Origin of the sequence: Longimicrobium sp. (assembly GCA_036377595.1) — a bacterium.
Taxonomy (GTDB): Bacteria; Gemmatimonadota; Gemmatimonadetes; order Longimicrobiales; family Longimicrobiaceae; genus Longimicrobium.
The window spans coordinates 1-16,987 of record DASUYB010000166.1 but is presented as its reverse complement, the minus strand read 5'-3'; the positions used below and the strand labels follow the sequence as shown (position 1 = coordinate 16,987).

The following is a 16,987-nucleotide window of genomic DNA, read 5'->3' as shown; positions in this document are numbered from 1 at the left end:
TTCACGCTGGACCGCATCGAGGAGGCGTACGACCTGTTCGGCCACCAGCGCGACGGGGTGCTGAAGGTGGCCATCCAGGTGAGCTGAGAGGAGGAGATCACCATGTCCGACGCGACGAAGACCGTGCCCGTGCTCCCCCGGACGCCGCCGGAGCCGCCCGTGCTTCCCGCCGCCTCCGCGCCCGCGCCGCGGCCCGAGGTGGAGCCGTGGGACCCGGACCTGTGGCCGGAGAACGAGTGCATCGCGGGGGACGAGGTGGACTGCGAGTGCTAAGGGGGGGGCACACATATGCCCGTCGCGCCATGACGAGGTGGGTCGGTATCCGTGCAACCCGGCGGGGATCCGCGCGGCCGCGGGCAGGCCCCCTCCCCCGGCCCCTCCCCCGCTGCGCAGGGGAGGGGAGAACTCAGCACGGACGCAGGTTCGTCGCGATGACGCCGCGTTGCGCGCCACCCTCTCCCGTTATCGGGAGAGGGCTTGCGCTCTAAGGCGCAGGGTGAGGGCTGCCCGCGGCCGCGGAGATGCATGCGGGCCAAGATGAACGAAGCCCCGGGACGAGCACCGCCCCGGGGTTGAAAATCCCCCGACAATTCGTTATCTTCACCGCCACATTGCAGGAAAAGTGGAGGCCGGCGGGCCTCCCACCTGTCGGTTCCGCCCACGATCGGGCGCGATGCTGCCGGGTCCGCACTGCGCGGCGCGCCCCCTTTCTCCCCCGCGGGAGAGAGCGCTTGGGTGCGTTTGCAGTCAACGGACCTGAACCTTCAGGTCCGTTTTTCTTTACCCCTCCTTCAACGGAGCCGCGCCATCAACGAGAAGCTGCGGGTCAACCGCCAAATCCGCATCAGCCCGGTCCGGGTGATCAGCCCGGACGGCGAGCAGATCGGGATCATCCCGATCGAGCGGGCGATGGAGATCGCGGAGGAACAGGGCCTGGATCTGGTAGAGGTCGCGCCGATGGCCCGCCCCCCGGTCTGCCGCATCATGGACTACGGGAAGTACAAGTACGAGGAGCAGCGGCAGGCGCGCGAGGCGCGCAAGCGGCAGCACCACGTGCAGATCAAGGAAGTCAAGATGCGCCCGGGGATCGAGGACCACGACTTCGAGTTCAAGACCCGGCACGCCCGCCGCTTCCTGGAAGAGGGGAACAAGGTCAAGCTGACCATGATGTTCCGGGGCCGGCAGATGGCGCACCCCGAGTTCGGGCGCCAGGTGCTGGACCGCGTGTCCGCCATGCTGCAGGACATCAGCAAGGTGGAGCAGTTTCCGCAGATGGAGGGCCGGAGCATGGTGATGGTGCTGGCCCCCACCGCAAAACCAGCCTGAGGACCGCCCGAGCGCGGCCGCTCAGCCGAAAGGACGAAGTACCATGCCGAAGATGAAGACGCACCGGGGCGCGGCCAAGCGCTTCAAGAGCACGGCCACCGGCCGGGTGAAGCGCGGCCACGCGTTCCACAGCCACATCCTGACCAAGAAGTCGCAGAAGCGGAAGCGCAACCTGCGCGGCACCACCATGCTGGCCAAGGCCGACGAGAAGCGCGTGAAGCGCCTGATCCAGGGCTGAACGGCACTTCCGTACTTCTTTCGACCTTCTGACAGTGAGGGATAGACCATGCCCCGCGTGAAGAACAACGTGGCCCGGCTGCGGCGCAAGCGGCAGATCCTGGCCGACGCCAAGGGATATTTCGGCCGGCGCAAGAACCTGTACAAGACGGCCAAGGAGGCCGTCGAGCGCGCCCGCCGCTACGCCTACCGCGACCGCAAGAACCGCAAGCGCGAGTTCCGCCGCCTGTGGATCGTGCGCATCAACGCCGCCGCGCGCACGCACGACCTGTCGTACTCGCGCTTCATGGACGGCCTGAAGAAGGCCGGCATCGAGATCGACCGGAAGGTGCTGGCGGACCTGGCCGTGCGCGAACCGCAGGCCTTCGAGCAGCTGGCCAGCGCCGCGCGGGCCTCGCTGGGCTGAAGCACCTCCCCAGCAACAGCCGACGCAGAGCGGCGCCGAGGGTCGATGGACCCGCGGCGCCGCTTCGCGCATCCAGGGGTAGCCAGACGCCCGCGCGCGGAACAGATTGTGTTCAGGTGCGCTGTTGTGCGCTCTTTCCGCTTGAGGACGTCATCCTCGTCGAGAGGATGTAGCTGCCGGCACTGCGAGCACCCACCGGGTGTCGTCCTGAGGGCGCGACGCTCCGACGCCGCGTTCGCACGACCGTTGGAGCGCCCGAAGGATCTTGCATTTGGCGGCCCGGATGTCTGCTCGAAGGAGCAATCCTGTCCCTGGGGCGAATAGATCCTTCGTTCGGCGCCCACCGCTGGTGCGGACGAGGGTTGGACGCGGCGCCTCCCTCAGGATGACATCGCGGGATGGCAGAAGCGGGGTGATATCGATGATTCGGATGACGGACCGATGACGAGCGTGGATGCGAACGTGAGCGTGGTCGACGAGCTGATCGGGCAGCTGAAGGAGCTCCATCGCGAAGGCGAGGCCGCCGTGGGCGGCGCTGCTTCCGCGGCGGAGCTCGAGGCGCTGCGCGTGGAGTACCTCGGGCGGAAAGGGCGGCTGACGTCCGTCCTCCGCCGCCTGGGCGAGCTGGGGCAGGACGAGCGCCCGGCCGTGGGCGCCGAGGCCAACCGGGTGAAGGACGCGCTCTCCGCGCTGATCGACGAGCGGACGGCGGGCTTCGCCGCGTCGGCCGACGCGGGGCCGAAGGTGGACCTCACGCTCCCCGGCCGCCGCCGCTGGAAGGGCGGGCTCCACCCCGTCACCCAGGTGGTGGACGAGATCTGCGACATCTTCCGGGACCTCGGCTTCACCCGCGTGGCGGGCCCCGAGGTGGAGACGGTCGAGTACAACTTCAGCAAGCTGAACACGCCGCTCGACCACCCCGCGGCGGACATGCACGACACCTTCTACCTGGCCGAGGGGATCGTGCTGCGGACGCACACCTCCCCCGTGCAGGCGCACGTGATGGAGTCGTTCAAGCCGCCCATCCGCGTGGTGGTGCCGGGGACGGCGTACCGCCGCGACCCGTTCGACGCCAGCCACGCGCCGGGGTTCGAGCAGCTCGAGGGGCTGGCGGTGGACGAGGGGATCACCTTCGCCGACTTCAAGGCCACCATCACCGCGTTCGTGCACCGCTTCTTCGGGCCGAACGTGCCGGTGCGCTTCCGCCCCAGCTTCTTCCCGTTCACCGAGCCGTCGGCGGAGGTGGACGTGCGCTGCCAGATCTGCGGCGGCGGCGGGTGCCCGGCGTGCAAGCAGACCGGGTGGATGGAGATCATGGGAAGCGGGATGGTGCATCCCAACGTCTTCGCCGCGTGCGGCTACGACCCCGAGCGCTACACGGGCTACGCGTTCGGGATGGGCCCCGGCCGCATCGCCATGCAGCGCTTCGGGCTGACCGACATCCGCCTGCTGTACGAGGACGATATGCGGTTCCTGGGGCAGTTCGCGTGAACGGATAGTGCCCAGTTCCAAGTGCCCAGTGCCCAGTGGGTTCAGCCCACGCGCAGGCGCCGGCGCACGACACGGATTCTGTTACTGGGCACTGGGCACTTGGCACTGGGCACTTCCTTCCGAATGGACGTTTCGTATCGCTGGCTGAAATCGCTCGCGCCGGGAATCACCGGCACGCCGCGCGAGGTGGCGGACCGGCTGGCCATGCTCGGCGCGCCCGTCGACGAGATCGTGGACCTCGGCGCCGAGCTCGGCGACGTGGTGATCGCCCGCGTCACCGACGTGCGGCAGCACCCCAACGCCGACCGCCTCCGCGTCGCCACCGTCGACGCGGGGACGGGCGACGCGCTGCAGGTCGTCTGCGGCGCGCCCAACGTGCAGGCGGGCGGCTTCTATCCCTTCGCCCCCGTCGGCGCGACGATCCCCGGGGGGATGGAGATCAGGAAAGCCAAGCTGCGCGGCGAGGAGTCACAGGGGATGCTCTGCTCCGCGCGCGAGCTCGGCCTCGGCCGCGATCACTCCGGGCTGATGACGCTGGGCGACGGCCATCGCCCCGGCGAGCGCTTCCGCGAGGCGCTGGGGCTGGACGACTACCGGCTGGTGGTCGACGTCACCCCCAACCGCGGCGAGCTGCTGTCGCACGTCGGCATCGCGCGCGAGCTGGCGCCGGGCGGCGTGGACGGCATCGACCTCCCCAGGTTCCCCGGCGCGCCCAGGGTCAAGCTCCCCTGCACCTCCGCGCGCCGCGAGGGCGAGTGCGCCGGCCTGCACGTGGAGATCGACGACCCCGACGGGTGCCCGCGCTACATGGGCGCCATCCTCCAGGGCGTCGCCGTCGGCCCCTCGCCCGAGTGGCTGGCGACGCGGCTCCGTGCCGTCGGCCAGCGGCCGATCAACAACGTGGTCGACGCGACGAACTTTGTGCTGCAGGAGCTCGGTCAGCCGCTGCACGCCTTCGACCTGGCGAAGATCAAGGGCGGCGAGATCCGCATCCGCCGCGCGACGGCGGGCGAGACGCTGACGACGCTCGACGGCGTGGAGCGGACGCTGGAGGAGACGGACCTCGTCATCGCCGACGGCGATCGCGCGGTGGCCCTCGCCGGGGTGATGGGTGGGGAGAACAGCGAGGTGGGGGATGGAACGAGCGCCATCTTCCTCGAGTGCGCGCTCTTCGAGCAGAAGACGGTGCGCAGGACGGCGCGCCGGCTCGGCCTCTCCACCGACGCCAGCTACCGCTTCGAGCGCGGCGTGGACCCCGAGGGCCAGCCCGAGGCGCTGGTGCGCGTGATCGAGCTGATCCTGGCCGTCGCCGGCGGCAAGGTGGTCGCCGCGATCGACGTCGATCCGCGGCCGTTCGAGCGGCCGGTGATCGCCGTGCGGCCGGAGCGGGTGGCGCGCGTCCTGGGCGTCTCCATCGACGCGGCGGAGATCGACCGGCTCCTCGATCCGCTCGGCTTCGAGGTCAAGCGGTCGCAGCCGGTGCGCGTCACCGTCCCCGGCTACCGCTACGACGTGCGGACGGAGATCGACGTGATCGAGGAGATCGCGCGGCGGCGCGGCTACGGCACCTTCGCCGACGAGCTGCTCCCGTTCCGCCCCTCCGCCGTCCCCGAGGACCCGTCCGTGGCCGTGCAGCGCCGCCTGCGCGAGATCTTCGTGCGCTGGGGATTCCTGGAGGGGGTGACGCTGCCGTTCACGCCCGAGACGCCGGGCGCCGCGCGGGTGCTCAATCCCCTGTCGCAGGAGGATGCGTTCCTGCGCACGTCCCTCGCGTCGACGCTGCTGCGGCGCGTGGAGCACAACTTCGCGCACGGCGTGCGCGACGTGCGGCTGTTCGAGCTCGGCACCGTCTTCCGCGCCCCCGCCAACGGCGGCGCGCCGGGCGAGGAGCGGCGCGTGGCCGCGGCGTTCAGCGGCCGCCGCGCGCCCACGCACTGGAGCGGCGATCCCGGCACCTTCGACGTCTACGACCTGAAGGCGCTGCTCGAAGACCTGGCCGGCGAGTACCCCGGCGGCCGCGTGGAGACGGGCGACGTGGGCGGCGTCCCCGGCTACCACCTCGTGGGCGAGAACGGGACGGTGGGGTGGGGATGGCAGGCGCCGGAGGGCGCGGTGGACGCGCCCGCGTGGGCCGCGCCGGTGCTGGTGGTCGAGGCCGCGCTCCCCGCCGCGGCCGGCGCGAAGGCGGCGCGCTACGTGCCCATCCCCACGCACCCGGGAAGCGAGCGCGACCTGGCGCTGCTGGTCCCCTTCGCCGTGACCGCGGCGGAGCTGGAGGAGACCATCCGCGGCGGCGCCGGGCCGCTGCTGGAGTCCGTCGCGCCGTTCGACCTGTACGAGGGGAAGGGGCTGCCCGAGGGGACGAGGAGCCTTGCGTGGCGCCTGGGCTACCGCGCGCCCGACCGCACGCTGACGGACAGGGAGGTCGACGCGTCCGTGGAGCGCGTGCTGAAGGCGCTGGAGGAGCGGCACGGTGTACGCCGCCGGTGACGACGAAGGACCCGACCCCGCGCCCGGGTGGGAGCGCCTGGAGCGCGCCGCCCGCGCCGCCGCCGCCGCGCTGGAGGGGTGGCAGCGCCGCGCGCGCGAGGCCGAGGCCGAGGTCGTGCGCCTGCGCGGCGAGCTGGAGGAGCTGACCACGCTCGGCCCGCTCCCGTCCGCCGAGGCGGGCGACGAGCTGCGGCGGCTGCGGGCGGAGAACGCGGTGCTGGTGTCGCGCACCGCCGAGGCGCGCAAGCGGATCACCGGTCTGCTGGCGCGCCTGGCCGTGCTGGAGCAGCGCCGGTGAGCCGCCCCCCGCGCCGCCCGCCGCCCCCGCGCCACACCGTGGCGGTGGAGATCGCGGGCGAGAAGCACGTCCTGCGCAGCGACGTGCCCCCCGAGTACACGCGCGCCGTGGCCGCGCACGTCGACGGCACCATCCGCGCGCTCCCCGGCTTCCAGACGCTGGAGCCGTTCCGCGCCGCCACGCTGGCCGCCCTCTCCATCACCGACGAGCTCTTCCGCGCGCGCGAGGAGATCCGCCATCTCCGCGAAGAGGCCACCCGCCACACCGGCGAGCTGGCCGACCTCCTCGAAGCCGCCGAGGCTGCCGCCGCCGAGAAGCGCCCCGTCCGCCGCCCCGCAGCGTCCCAATCTCCTACATGGATGACGGAGACTTCGGGAGATGCGAGTCCGGCGGGTACGTCCGCATCATCGCCCGACGCGCCGCCCGCGTGGTCGGAGATGCCGCCGCCGCCGATCGAGGACGACGCCCCGCGCGGAGATTTCGACGGCGAGCCGGAGCTGATGCTGCCGCCGCCGGAGTGATCGGCGCGCGCAGTTTCTGTTGCGGTTTACCTCTCCCAGGCTGTTTGGGGAGAGGTCGAAGAAAGGCGATCCGGCAGTCTGGATCGCCTTTCTTCGGGTGAGGGCCCGGCGGCGCGGCGTCGTGCGGATCACGGCGTGGACGGGTCGAAGTTCTGGCGCAACACGCCCGTACCGGGGTTGCGTCGAACGCGCGTTCGGAGATATCTTTTCTCGTTGCGGCCTTCCGCCGCGCGCGCTCAGGCGCACACAGTGCGGTGGCAGTGAGGTTGGCCTGCCACCGCTTTGTTTTGGCCCCGACGCGGGCCTCCCCAGGGGATCCGCGCCGACATAAATCCGACAATGAACACGATCCTGATTGCCGTCGTCGTGGCCCTCGTGGCCGCGCTCGCCGGCTTTGTCGCGGGCCGCGCGGCGGTCGAGGCGCGCCTGAAGAAGGCCCGCGCGACCGCCGAGGACGAGGCGGCGCGCATCCGCGGGGGGGCGCAGGAAGAGGCCGACCGCCTGCGCAAGGCCGAAGTGCTCAAGGGCCGCGAGGAGGCCATCCGCGCCCGCGAGGAGTGGGAGCGCGAGGAAAGCCGCCGCCGCGACGACATCGAGCGCGTGGAGCGACGCCTCCAGGAGCGCGAGGAGTCGCTCGACCGCAAGTTCCACCTCCTCGACGAGAAGGGCGAGCAGTTGGAGCAGCGCGGCCAGGCGCTGCTGCGCCGCGAGAAGGGCGCCGAAGCGCGCGAGCAGGAGCTCGGCCAGCGCTTCGCCGAGGTGCAGCACCGCCTCGAGTCGCTCGCCGGGCTCAGCGCCGACGAGGCGCGGCGGCAGCTCATCCACGACATGGAAGAGGCCGCGCGCGCCGAGGCCGGGCAGCGGATCCGCGAGATCAAGGAAGAGGCGCGCCGCGACGCCGAGCGCGAGGCCAAGAAGATCATCTCCCTGGCCATCCAGCGCATTGCCGCCGACCACACCGCCGAGACCACCGTCTCCGTCGTCGCCCTCCCGTCCGACGAGATGAAGGGGCGCATCATCGGCCGCGAGGGGCGGAACATCCGCGCCTTCGAGCAGGCCACGGGGATCGACGTGATCATCGACGACACCCCCGAGGCCGTGGTCCTCTCCGGCTTCGACCCCATCCGCCGCGAGACCGCGCGCCTGGCGCTGGAGAAGCTGGTGGGCGACGGGCGCATCCACCCCGGGCGCATCGAGGACGTGGTCGCCAAGAGCCGCAAGGAGGTGGAGAACTCCATGCGCGAGGCGGCCGAGCAGATCCTGTACGAGCTGGGGATCCACGGCGTGCACCCCGAGGTGGTGAAGGTGCTGGGCCGCCTGAAGTTCCGCACCAGCTACGGACAGAACCAGCTGATGCACGCCAAGGAGGTGGCCATCCTCGCCGGCAACATGGCGGCGGAGATGGGCTTCGACGCCACCCTCGCCAAGCGCATGGGGCTGCTGCACGACGTGGGCAAGGGGATGACCCACGAGCACGAGGGGACGCACGTGGAGCTGGGGTGGAACCTGGCCAAGAAGTACGGCGAGCCGCCGCAGGTGCTGAACGCCATCAAGGCGCACCACGACGAGGAGCCGCACCTCTTCCCCGAGTCGTTCCTGGTCACCGCGGCCGACGCCATCAGCGGATCGCGCCCCGGCGCGCGGCGGGAAATGTTCGAGACGTACGTCCGCCGGCTGGAGAAGCTGGAGGAGATCGCCAACTCGTACCCCGGCGTGGAGCGCTCCTTCGCCATCCAGGCCGGCCGCGAGCTGCGGATGATGGTGATCCCCGACCAGATCAGCGACGAGGAGATGGCCCGCCTCTCCGAGGAGACGGCGCGCCGCATCGAGAGCGAGCTGCAGTACCCCGGGCAGATCAAGGTGGTGGTGATCCGCGAGACCCGCGCGGTGGATTTCGCGCGGTAACGTCGCGGGTGTTGAAGATAGAGAAGCGGGGCGAAGCGATCATGCTTCGCCCCATTTTCGTCTTGGGGATAGGATCTTTGAGTCTCACGCAGAGTTAGCAGAGTCAGCAGTTTTTCAGCTGTTGTTCGCTGCTGACTCTGCTAACTCTGCGTGAGACCTTCTTTTTCTTTGGAGATGGCCGAGTGCCGCGCAGATTCGGCGCGATGCGAAGACGCGGAGCAGCGGCACCGCTCGGCGGGTGAGGGGCGGCGGGATCGGGGATGGTTGGCTATATTGTGCGGCGATGAAAACGGGGCGGCGCGTGCGTCGCCCTTTCGCGTCCACGGCGGCGGAGGGGTGATGCGCTCGAGACGTCCGGGCGGTGGGATGGTGCGCCCGTGAGGGTGCTGTTCGTGGCCGACGTCATCGGCTCGCCGGGGCGCCGCGTGCTGGGGCTGCTCCTGCGCCTGGTGCGCGCCGACGCCCGCGCCGACGCCGTCATCGTCAACGGCGAGAACTCGGCGGGCGGCTTCGGCATCACCCCCGACATCGTCAAGGAGTTCTTCGAGCTCGGCGTGGACGTCATCACCACCGGCAACCACGTGTGGGACAAGAAGGAGATTCTTCCCGTGCTCGACGCCGAGCCGCGGCTCCTCCGCCCCGCCAACTACCCGTCGCCGAACCCGGGGCACGGCTCCGTCGTGGTCCCTGTCGGCAAACACCGGCTGGCGGTGATGAACCTGCAGGGGCGCACCTTCATGACGCCCATCGACGACCCCTTCCGCGAGGCCGACGCCATGCTGAAGGAGCTGCGCGCGCAGGAGCAGCCGCCGGACGCCGTCGTGGTCGACTTCCACGCCGAGGCCACGAGCGAGAAGCAGGCGTTCGCGCGCTACCTCGACGGGCGCGTGGCCGCGGTGGTGGGGACGCACACGCACGTGCAGACGGCCGACGAGCGGCGGCTGCCTAAGGGCACGGCGTTCATCACCGACCTGGGGATCACCGGCGGGCTGGGCGGGATCATCGGGATGAAGTGGGAGATCTCGCTGGAGCGCCAGCTCACCCAGACGCGCGGCGAGCGGATGCAGCCCGCGGACGAGGATCTCCATCTCCAGGGCGCCGTGGTGGAGATCGACCCCGCCACGGGGCTGGCGAAGTCGATCGAGCGCATCTCCGTGGGTCTGGAGCGCGTGCTGCTGGAACGTTTCGGGAAGAAGCACTGACGTGGCTGCCAAGATCATCGATGGCGCGGCGTGTGGCCGCGAGATCCGCGCGCAGGTGGCGGAAGAGACGGCCCAGCTGGCACGCGAGGGGACGGTGCCCGGGCTGGCCGTGGTCCTCGTGGGCAGCGACCCGGCAAGCGAGGTTTACGTGCGCTCCAAGACGCGCGCGTGCCACGAGGCGGGGATGCACGACCGGCTGATCCAGCTCGCCGAGACCGTGACGCAGGACGAGCTGTTCGGCTGCATCGACGGGCTGAACGCCGATCCCGAGATCCACGGCATCCTCGTCCAGCTCCCGCTCCCGTCGCACATCCACCCCAAGGCGGTGCTGGAGCGGGTGCACCCGTCCAAGGACGTGGACGGGTTCCACCCGCTGAACGTGGGCCGCGCCTTCGTGGGCGACCCGCGCGGCTTCGTCCCCGCCACGCCGGCGGGAATCATGGAGCTGCTGCGCCACGAACGCATCGAGACCCACGGCAGGCACGCGGTGATCGTCGGCCGCAGCCTGATCGTCTCCAAGCCGCTGGCGTCGCTGCTGATGGCGCCCGGCCCGAACGCGACCGTGACACTCACGCACCGCCACACGGTGGACCTGGCGCGGCACACGCGCATGGCCGACATCCTGGTCGTCGCCGTTGGCAAGCCCGGCCTGATCACCGCCGACATGGTGAAGCCCGGAGCCGCGGTCTTCGACGTCGGCACCACGCGCGTCCCCGACGCCGGCCACGCGAAGGGCTACGTGATCCGCGGCGACGTGGACTTCGACGCGGTGAAGGAGATTGCGGGGTGGATCACCCCCGTCCCCGGCGGCATGGGCCCGATGACCATCGCCATGCTGCTCAACAACACCATCGAGGCCGCAATGCGCGCCCACCACGCGAAAACCAAGGGCGAGCGGCGGCGATCGCCGGTTTGAGGGGTATGAGCGGAAGTGCTGAGTGCCCAGTGCCCAGTGCCCAGTGCCCAGTGCCCAGTGCCCAGTGCCCAGCGAGGTGGGCAATAATCAGTACCTGCGCTGAGTTCTCCCCTCCCTTGCGCAGCGGGGGAGGGGCCGGGGGAGGGGGCCAGCCGCGGCGGGAAGATGCGTCCCAACCGGCTCCGTAGCTCCTCCCCGCGCTGAGGTCTCCCCCTCCCCCAGGCTGTTTTGGGGGAGGGGGCCGGGGGGAGAGGGCCTCCGCGCCGCGCGCCGCACCGAACTTCGTTTCCTGGCAGAACCGATCATCGCATGTGGGACCTCTTCACCTCGGCCGAGTTCGACCGCCGCGAGCGTGAGAAGAAGGACGAGCCGCCCTTCGAGGACGAGCTCGCGCCTTCCGCCGCGCGCGCACCGAAGCCGCCCGCCCGCGACACGCTGAACGAGGCGCGCAACGAGGACGTCGCGCGCGCCGTCGCCGCGCGCGAGGTGGAATCGGGCGGCCGCTCGGCCATCCGAGTCCCCGCCGAGGGGATGCGCGTGGGCGAGGTGAACGCGGCCGCGCGCGAGCTGATCGAGGGCGTCTTCCCCCCGCTCTGGGTGCACGGGGAAGTCGCCAACTTCACGAAGGCGCGCTCCGGGCACTGCTACTTCTCCCTGCGCGACGCCGACGCCCAGCTGCGCTGCGTGATGTGGCGCGACGAGGCGCGGCGCCTTCCCACCGCGCCCAGCGAGGGGATGCAGGTCCGCGCGCTCGGCCGCCTCACGCTCTACGAGCAGCGCGGCGAGTTCCAGCTGGTCTGCGCCGAGCTCGAGGCCAAGGGTGAGGGGCTCTACAAGCTCGCCTTCGACCGCCTGCGCGCCACCCTCGACGCCGAGGGGCTGACCGCCCCCACGCGCAAGCGCCCCATCCCCGCGCACCCGGCGTGCGTGGGCGTGGTGACCTCGTCCGCCGGCGCGGCGTTGCGCGACATCGTCACGGTGATCCGCCGCCGTGCCCCGTGGACGCGCATCGTCCTGGCCTCCGCGCGCGTGCAGGGCGAGGGCGCGGCGGACGAGATCGCGCGCGCGGTGCGGTTGATGGCGCGCGCGGGATGCGCCGACGTGCTGATCGTCGGCCGCGGCGGGGGATCGATCGAGGACCTGTGGGCGTTCAACGAAGAGGCCGTGGCCCGCGCCATCGCCGAATCCCCCGTCCCCGTGATCTCCGCCGTGGGACACGAGACGGACTTCACCATCGCCGACCTCGTCGCCGATCTCCGCGCGCCCACGCCCTCCGCCGCGGCCGAGGCGGCGGTGCCCGACGGCGCGCGCGTCCGCCGCGAGCTCGACGACCTGCGCAATCGGATCTCCAGCTGCACGCGCGACCGCATCGCCGACGGGCGCGAGGCGGTGTTCAACGCGCGGCTCGACCTGCAGACGGCCGCCGAGCGCGCCCTCCGCGGCCGCCGCGACGCGCTGTCGTCCACCGCCGCGCGGCTGCAGGCGCTCTCGCCGCTGAACGTGCTGGCGCGCGGCTACGCCGTCCCGCTCGGCGGCGACGGGCGCGTGCTGCGCGGCGTGGGAGATTTCAGCGCGGGCGCGCCGTTCGACCTGCGCGTGGCCGACGGCGTGGTGCCCTGCCGGGTGGATGGAGAGAGGGGATGATGACGGACCACGTACCGACCGAGCCGGAGTGGACCTTCGAGGCCGCGCTCGCCCGGCTGGAGGAGATCGCGGAGGCGCTGGAGAGCGACGGGATGGAGCTCGACGAGTCGCTCGCGCTCTTCGAGGAGGGCGTGCGCCTGCTGCGCTTCGCCGAGACGGTGCTGGCCGGCGCGGACTCGCGCGTGCGCCAGCTGCTGGAGCAGGCGGGCGGCGGCATCCGCATGGACGACTTCCCCGACCCGCTGTGAGCGTGCGGGAGGCGCCTGCCGCGGCGGGATTCGACACCGACGCGTTCCTCGCCCGCGAGCGCGCGCGCGTGAACGCCGCGCTGGCGGCGGTGGCGGAAGATGCCGTCGCCGCCGCGCCCGCCCCCCTGCGCGAGCCGATGCGCTACGCGCTGGCCACGCCGGGGAAGCGCATCCGCCCCGTGCTCTGCGCCGCCGCCTGGCGCGCCGTCCGCGGCGGCGACGCGCCCGAGGCCGTCTACCGCCTGGCCGCGGCGGTGGAGATCGTGCACACCTACTCGCTGGTGCACGACGACCTCCCCTGCATGGACGACGATGCGCTCCGCCGCGGCCGCCCCACGGTGCACACCGTCTACGGCAACGCCCGGGCGATGCTCGCGGGCGCCGCGCTCATCCCCGCCGCCGTTCGCGTGCTCGACGCCGCCGCAAACGCGCTTGCGCTGGACGTAGAAACGCGGCGCGCGCTCGCCATAGAGCTCTGCCGCGCCGGCGGCGCCGAGGGGATGGTCGGCGGTCAGCTGATGGACCTGGCCGGCGAGGAGCGTGAGCTCGACGCGGCCGCGCTGGAAGACATCCATCGCCGCAAGACGGGCGCGCTGCTGGCCGCTTCGCTGCGGCTCGGTGGACTCGCCGCGGGTGCGGAGGATGGCGCGCTGGCCGCCCTCTCCGCGTACGGCCGCCATCTCGGCCTCGCCTTCCAGATCGTCGACGACGTGCTGGACGTCACCGGCGACGCCGCGGCGCTGGGGAAGACGGCGGGGAAGGACGAGTCCGCCGGCAAGGCCACCTACCCGTCCCTGTTCGGCCTCGACGGCGCGCGCGCCCTCGCCGAGTCGTGCGTCGCCGATGCCATCTCCGCCCTCCACGCCGGCGGCATCCGCTCCGTCGAGCTGGACGCGCTCGCCCGCTACGTCGTCGATCGTACGCACTGAAAAGATTTCTCACGCAGAGGAGCAGAGGAAGCAGAGAAACTCACCTCTGCTGCCTCTGCTTCTCTGCGTGAGATATAGTAGTTACGCCGACTCGTCCCCCACACCGATTTCTAACTGCCAGAGCGCCTCGGCGACCTGCTCCTCGGCCGCCTTGAGATGACGGCGGAAGGTGCTGAAGCTCACGTACAGCCGCTGCGCCGCCTTCTCCTGGCTGGGCGCCGGCTCGAAGTACGCCAGGTGCAGCGCGTCCCACAGCTTCCGCAGCTTCGGCGCGTCCTTCAGCGGCTCCGCGGCCTCGCGCAGCAGCGCCTGCAGCACCGGCACCCGCTCCGCGTCCGTCGCTTCCATCTCCATCCGCGCCAGCACCGCGCGCGAGCGCAGCAGCGGGTTCTTCCGCAGCTCGCGCGGCCGCGCGTACTCCTTCAGCGCGTCATGCACCGCCTCCGCGAACGCGGCCTCGCTGAGCACCGCGACCTGTCCGGCCGCCGGCCCCGCCGCGGCCGCTGGCGCGGACTGCGCTTCCGGCGGTGTGGCGTCCAACTCGCGGCGCGCCAGGATCTCCAGCCAGATCATCGGCGGCACCGCGCGCCAGTCGTGACAGAACACCGTCATCCGCCGCTCCCCCGAGTCGTAGTCCGCTTCGGGGACGGTGAACAGGTCGATGTACGCGAAGAACGGCGCCCAGAACTCCGCGTCCGCCACGGGAAGGAAGGTGAACGCGAGCCCCGGCGTGGTGAGGTAGTGCTGCGCGATCTTCAGGAACGCCAAGCTCTGTGTGGCCGACACCGCCTGGTGCTGCTCGCCGTCCATCCAGAAGCGGAAGTGCGTCGCCCGCTCGCCGCGGCGCAGCGGCGCGTTGCGCTCCAGCCAGGCGAGCGCGCGGTCCGCGGCCGGATCGGCGCGCCGGTCCTCCGCGGTGGCCTCTTCCAGCCGCAGCAGTAAGAGGAAGCCGCTCGGCTCGTGGTGCGTCCCCCGGATCACCATCACGTTCTCCGGCTGCCGCGCGAACCAGTGCTCCGCGATCCGTGCCGCGCCGGCGCCCTCGTGCCGCGCCACCATCTCCAGCAGCACCGGCCGGTCCTCGTCCGACAGCGGCACCGGCACCGCCGTCCCCTGCTCCGCCCAGTCGATGAAGGGCTTCACGATCGGGTTGTCGCGGTGCAGGTACATGTAGTCGCTCAGCACCCGCTGCTGCTCGGCGCCGTGCGTCTGCTGCAGGCGGCGGTTGTAGTACGCCCGCGCGCGGTCGTGCAGGTCGGCGTAGCGCTCGGGGTTGCGCCAGCGCAGGTCGGCCGACAGCGCCTCGCGCGCCAGGTCGTGCGGGAACAGCCCCAGCGGCCCGGAATCGACGAAGCTCAGCTCGCGCAGCCACTCGAACAGCTCGTGCGCGTCCTCCGGCTCCAGCACCTCCGCCAGCAGCGACTCCGTCGTCAGCCGCAGGAGCGCGCACGCCTCCAGCGCCATGCGGTGGCGCGGGCTGGGCACCTTCTGCACGAAGCGCTCGAGCAGCGTGCGGATCACGTCCGGCGCGTCGGCCAGGTGGAACGCCTGCCCGGGGCGCTGCTCCAGCACGTCGGCCACCAGGGTGAGCGCGAGCGGATGACCGCGCGTGGCCTCGAGCACCGCCCGGAAGCGCTCCGGCTCCACGCCCCTCCGGGCCAGGTAGTCGCGCACGTCGTCGGGATCGAGGTTGCGGAGATTGACCGTGCGCGCCAGCGACTGCCATTCCTCGCGCCACGCGGCCGCCGGCGGCTCGCGCCCCGCGAGCACGGTGATGGTGCTCTCGGGGAGCTGCGGAAGGAGCTCCTGCCGCAGCCACGCGTCCAGCGGGCGCAGCAGCTCGTAGGTGTCGACCAGGATCACCTGCCGCCCGCCGCGCGCGGAGATCGCCTCGACGGCGCCGGCGCCGGGCGGCAGCCCCATGGCCGCCGCAAGCGCCGCCTGGAACGCGTCGGGAGACGGGTCCAGGTTGCGCGCGTCCAGCTGCCAGGCGGCCGCGCCGGCGCGCTCGGCCTCGCCGGCGAACTCGCGCAGCAGCGTGGTCTTCCCCACGCCGCCGGGACCCACGAGATGGAGAACGTTGAACGGGGGAGTCGGGGCCGAAAGCGCGAAGCGGAAGAGGGTCCGCTCGTCTTCCCGGCCCACGAACCGCTGGCGCCGCAGGGCGCTGAGCCGGTCCGCGAGACGCGAGGACATGAGGGGGTGCTCCGTGACGTCCGGAGGGAGGGAAGGACACCTGCCGATGCGGATGATGGTGTCCCATGCGTCGCCGCGCAAGCTGCCACCCGGACGAGTAGCAGCAAGGCGCCACGATGGGCGCGACCACCACTTACGCCGCGCTCTGCCGAGCGGATCCATTTGAACTGCGAGATCTGGGCGTGTCCCTCCGCTTCGCTCCGGGCCGGGCTGCGCGCGCGGTAGGGCACGATACAACTGTGCCCAACCGCGCCGGGCCCCCGGCGGATTCGTCACCCCCGCCATGCCGGCTCGATCGGCGGGCATCTTCGCCGGCCGCCCCGCCGGGTTCCCGGCCCTCCGGGCGCGCATCCCTCACGCATCCGTCGCACCCGCTGATGTTTGCTTGACATCCCCGGTGCCGCGGAGCGACCGTGCATCAGCGACGCCCCCTCGCCGCGAGTCCGCACTTCGACCCTGCGTCCGGAGGTCTCGCCATGAAGCTCCCGATCCGTACCGGCCCCATGCTTCTGGGCACCGCGCTGATCGCCTGCCACCCCGCCCCGCCGGCGCCGCAACCCTATCCGCGCGCCGTCGTCTCCGCCGACAATCCGGTCCTCCACGCACCCGCCCCTGCGCTCTCGATCGATCGCCCGGCCGATGCGTCGACGCCGTTCGCCGTGACGAGCGCCGCGGATTCCCGCTCCGCGAGCGCAGCGTCCAGGACCCTGATTTTCCTCGGCATCGCCGCCGCCGCCATCGTGGTCGTGATCCTGGCCACCAGCAGCGACGCCGTATACTGATCGTGCCCGTCCCGGAGGATGTCAAAGCTCCGCGCGTAGGTCTCCGCTCCCCCCCTTCCTTCGAGGCTCCTAGCGAGGGAAGGATCGGCGGGAACCATGGTCGCGCCGACATCCGAAGGGTCAGCAGGAACAGCGGTTTTCTCTCTGCTGACCCTGCTGACTCTGCGTGAGATAAATCCTTTTCCAGATTCGAGATGAAGCTGGATTCACCGCAACAGAAACAGCAACGCCCGCCTCGGATCATCGCTGATCGAAGCGGGCGTTGCTGTGATAGTTGGCCGGCGGCGCCGTACTCTCCCACCGGGTGGCCCCGGCAGTACCATCCGCGCAGCGGGTTTTCACTTCCGAGTTCGGGATGGGATCGGGTGGATCCCCCGCGCCATAGCCACCGGCCGT

Annotated in this window: 16 protein-coding genes and 1 rRNA gene; 15 read left to right on the top strand and 2 right to left on the bottom strand. The window is 71.5% G+C overall.

The window, feature by feature from the left end; translation table 11 throughout:
- Window positions 1-102 precede the first annotated feature (102 nt).
- The 14 genes from VF092_28135 (at window position 103) to VF092_28070 (ending at window position 13,613) form a co-directional block, all read left to right on the top strand.
- Window positions 103-273, top strand: coding sequence for a hypothetical protein (locus VF092_28135; protein ID HEX6751192.1), 171 nt, complete (start codon window positions 103-105; stop codon window positions 271-273).
- A 462-nt stretch (window positions 274-735) separates the two neighbouring features.
- On the top strand, window positions 736-1,326 hold the full coding sequence (gene infC / locus VF092_28130; protein HEX6751191.1) for a translation initiation factor IF-3: 591 nt from the start codon (window positions 736-738) through the stop codon (window positions 1,324-1,326).
- Between the two features lie 43 nt (window positions 1,327-1,369).
- Window positions 1,370-1,564, top strand: a complete 195-nt coding sequence (gene rpmI, locus VF092_28125) for a 50S ribosomal protein L35 (protein HEX6751190.1) — start codon at window positions 1,370-1,372, stop codon at window positions 1,562-1,564.
- A gap of 48 nt (window positions 1,565-1,612) precedes the next feature.
- The gene (gene rplT / locus VF092_28120) at window positions 1,613-1,969 is read left to right on the top strand and encodes a 50S ribosomal protein L20 (protein HEX6751189.1); all 357 of its coding nucleotides are present in this window, start codon (window positions 1,613-1,615) and stop codon (window positions 1,967-1,969) included.
- Between the two features lie 441 nt (window positions 1,970-2,410).
- The gene (pheS, locus tag VF092_28115; GenBank protein ID HEX6751188.1) at window positions 2,411-3,460 is read left to right on the top strand and encodes a phenylalanine--tRNA ligase subunit alpha; all 1,050 of its coding nucleotides are present in this window, start codon (window positions 2,411-2,413) and stop codon (window positions 3,458-3,460) included.
- Window positions 3,461-3,583: 123 nt separating this feature from the next.
- Entirely contained in the window at window positions 3,584-5,950 is a 2,367-nt protein-coding gene (gene pheT / locus VF092_28110) for a phenylalanine--tRNA ligase subunit beta (protein ID HEX6751187.1), read from the top strand.
- Entirely contained in the window at window positions 5,934-6,248 is a 315-nt protein-coding gene (locus tag VF092_28105) for a hypothetical protein (GenBank protein HEX6751186.1), read from the top strand. The genes pheT and VF092_28105 overlap by 17 nt, the downstream gene beginning before the upstream one ends.
- Complete coding sequence (locus VF092_28100; GenBank protein HEX6751185.1) at window positions 6,245-6,769, top strand: cell division protein ZapA; 525 nt, start codon at window positions 6,245-6,247, stop codon at window positions 6,767-6,769. Before VF092_28105 ends, VF092_28100 begins: the two co-directional genes overlap by 4 nt.
- 339 nt (window positions 6,770-7,108) lie before the next feature.
- Window positions 7,109-8,674 carry a ribonuclease Y gene (gene rny / locus VF092_28095; protein HEX6751184.1) on the top strand — a complete coding sequence of 522 codons (1,566 nt, stop codon included), beginning with the start codon at window positions 7,109-7,111 and terminating at the stop codon, window positions 8,672-8,674.
- Window positions 8,675-9,051: 377 nt separating this feature from the next.
- Window positions 9,052-9,876, top strand: a complete 825-nt coding sequence (locus tag VF092_28090) for a TIGR00282 family metallophosphoesterase (protein HEX6751183.1) — start codon at window positions 9,052-9,054, stop codon at window positions 9,874-9,876.
- 1 nt (window position 9,877) lies between these two features.
- The gene (locus VF092_28085) at window positions 9,878-10,792 is read left to right on the top strand and encodes a tetrahydrofolate dehydrogenase/cyclohydrolase catalytic domain-containing protein (protein ID HEX6751182.1); all 915 of its coding nucleotides are present in this window, start codon (window positions 9,878-9,880) and stop codon (window positions 10,790-10,792) included.
- Window positions 10,793-11,101: 309 nt separating this feature from the next.
- On the top strand, window positions 11,102-12,436 hold the full coding sequence (xseA, locus tag VF092_28080) for an exodeoxyribonuclease VII large subunit (protein ID HEX6751181.1): 1,335 nt from the start codon (window positions 11,102-11,104) through the stop codon (window positions 12,434-12,436).
- Window positions 12,436-12,684, top strand: a complete 249-nt coding sequence (gene xseB, locus VF092_28075; GenBank protein HEX6751180.1) for an exodeoxyribonuclease VII small subunit — start codon at window positions 12,436-12,438, stop codon at window positions 12,682-12,684. Before xseA ends, xseB begins: the two co-directional genes overlap by 1 nt.
- Before the next feature lie 2 nt (window positions 12,685-12,686).
- Window positions 12,687-13,613 carry a farnesyl diphosphate synthase gene (locus tag VF092_28070; GenBank protein HEX6751179.1) on the top strand — a complete coding sequence of 309 codons (927 nt, stop codon included), beginning with the start codon at window positions 12,687-12,689 and terminating at the stop codon, window positions 13,611-13,613.
- An 81-nt stretch (window positions 13,614-13,694) separates the two neighbouring features.
- On the opposite strand, the gene VF092_28065 is transcribed toward VF092_28070, so the two are convergent.
- The gene (locus VF092_28065) at window positions 13,695-15,809 is read right to left on the bottom strand and encodes an AAA family ATPase (protein HEX6751178.1); all 2,115 of its coding nucleotides are present in this window, start codon (window positions 15,807-15,809) and stop codon (window positions 13,695-13,697) included.
- A 476-nt stretch (window positions 15,810-16,285) separates the two neighbouring features.
- Here VF092_28065 and VF092_28060 point away from each other — a divergent pair, with 476 nt between their 5' ends.
- The gene (locus tag VF092_28060; protein HEX6751177.1) at window positions 16,286-16,591 is read left to right on the top strand and encodes a hypothetical protein; all 306 of its coding nucleotides are present in this window, start codon (window positions 16,286-16,288) and stop codon (window positions 16,589-16,591) included.
- A 276-nt stretch (window positions 16,592-16,867) separates the two neighbouring features.
- Here the strand turns inward: VF092_28060 and rrf are convergent.
- Window positions 16,868-16,984, bottom strand: a 5S ribosomal RNA gene (rrf, locus tag VF092_28055).
- Window positions 16,985-16,987 lie beyond the last annotated feature (3 nt).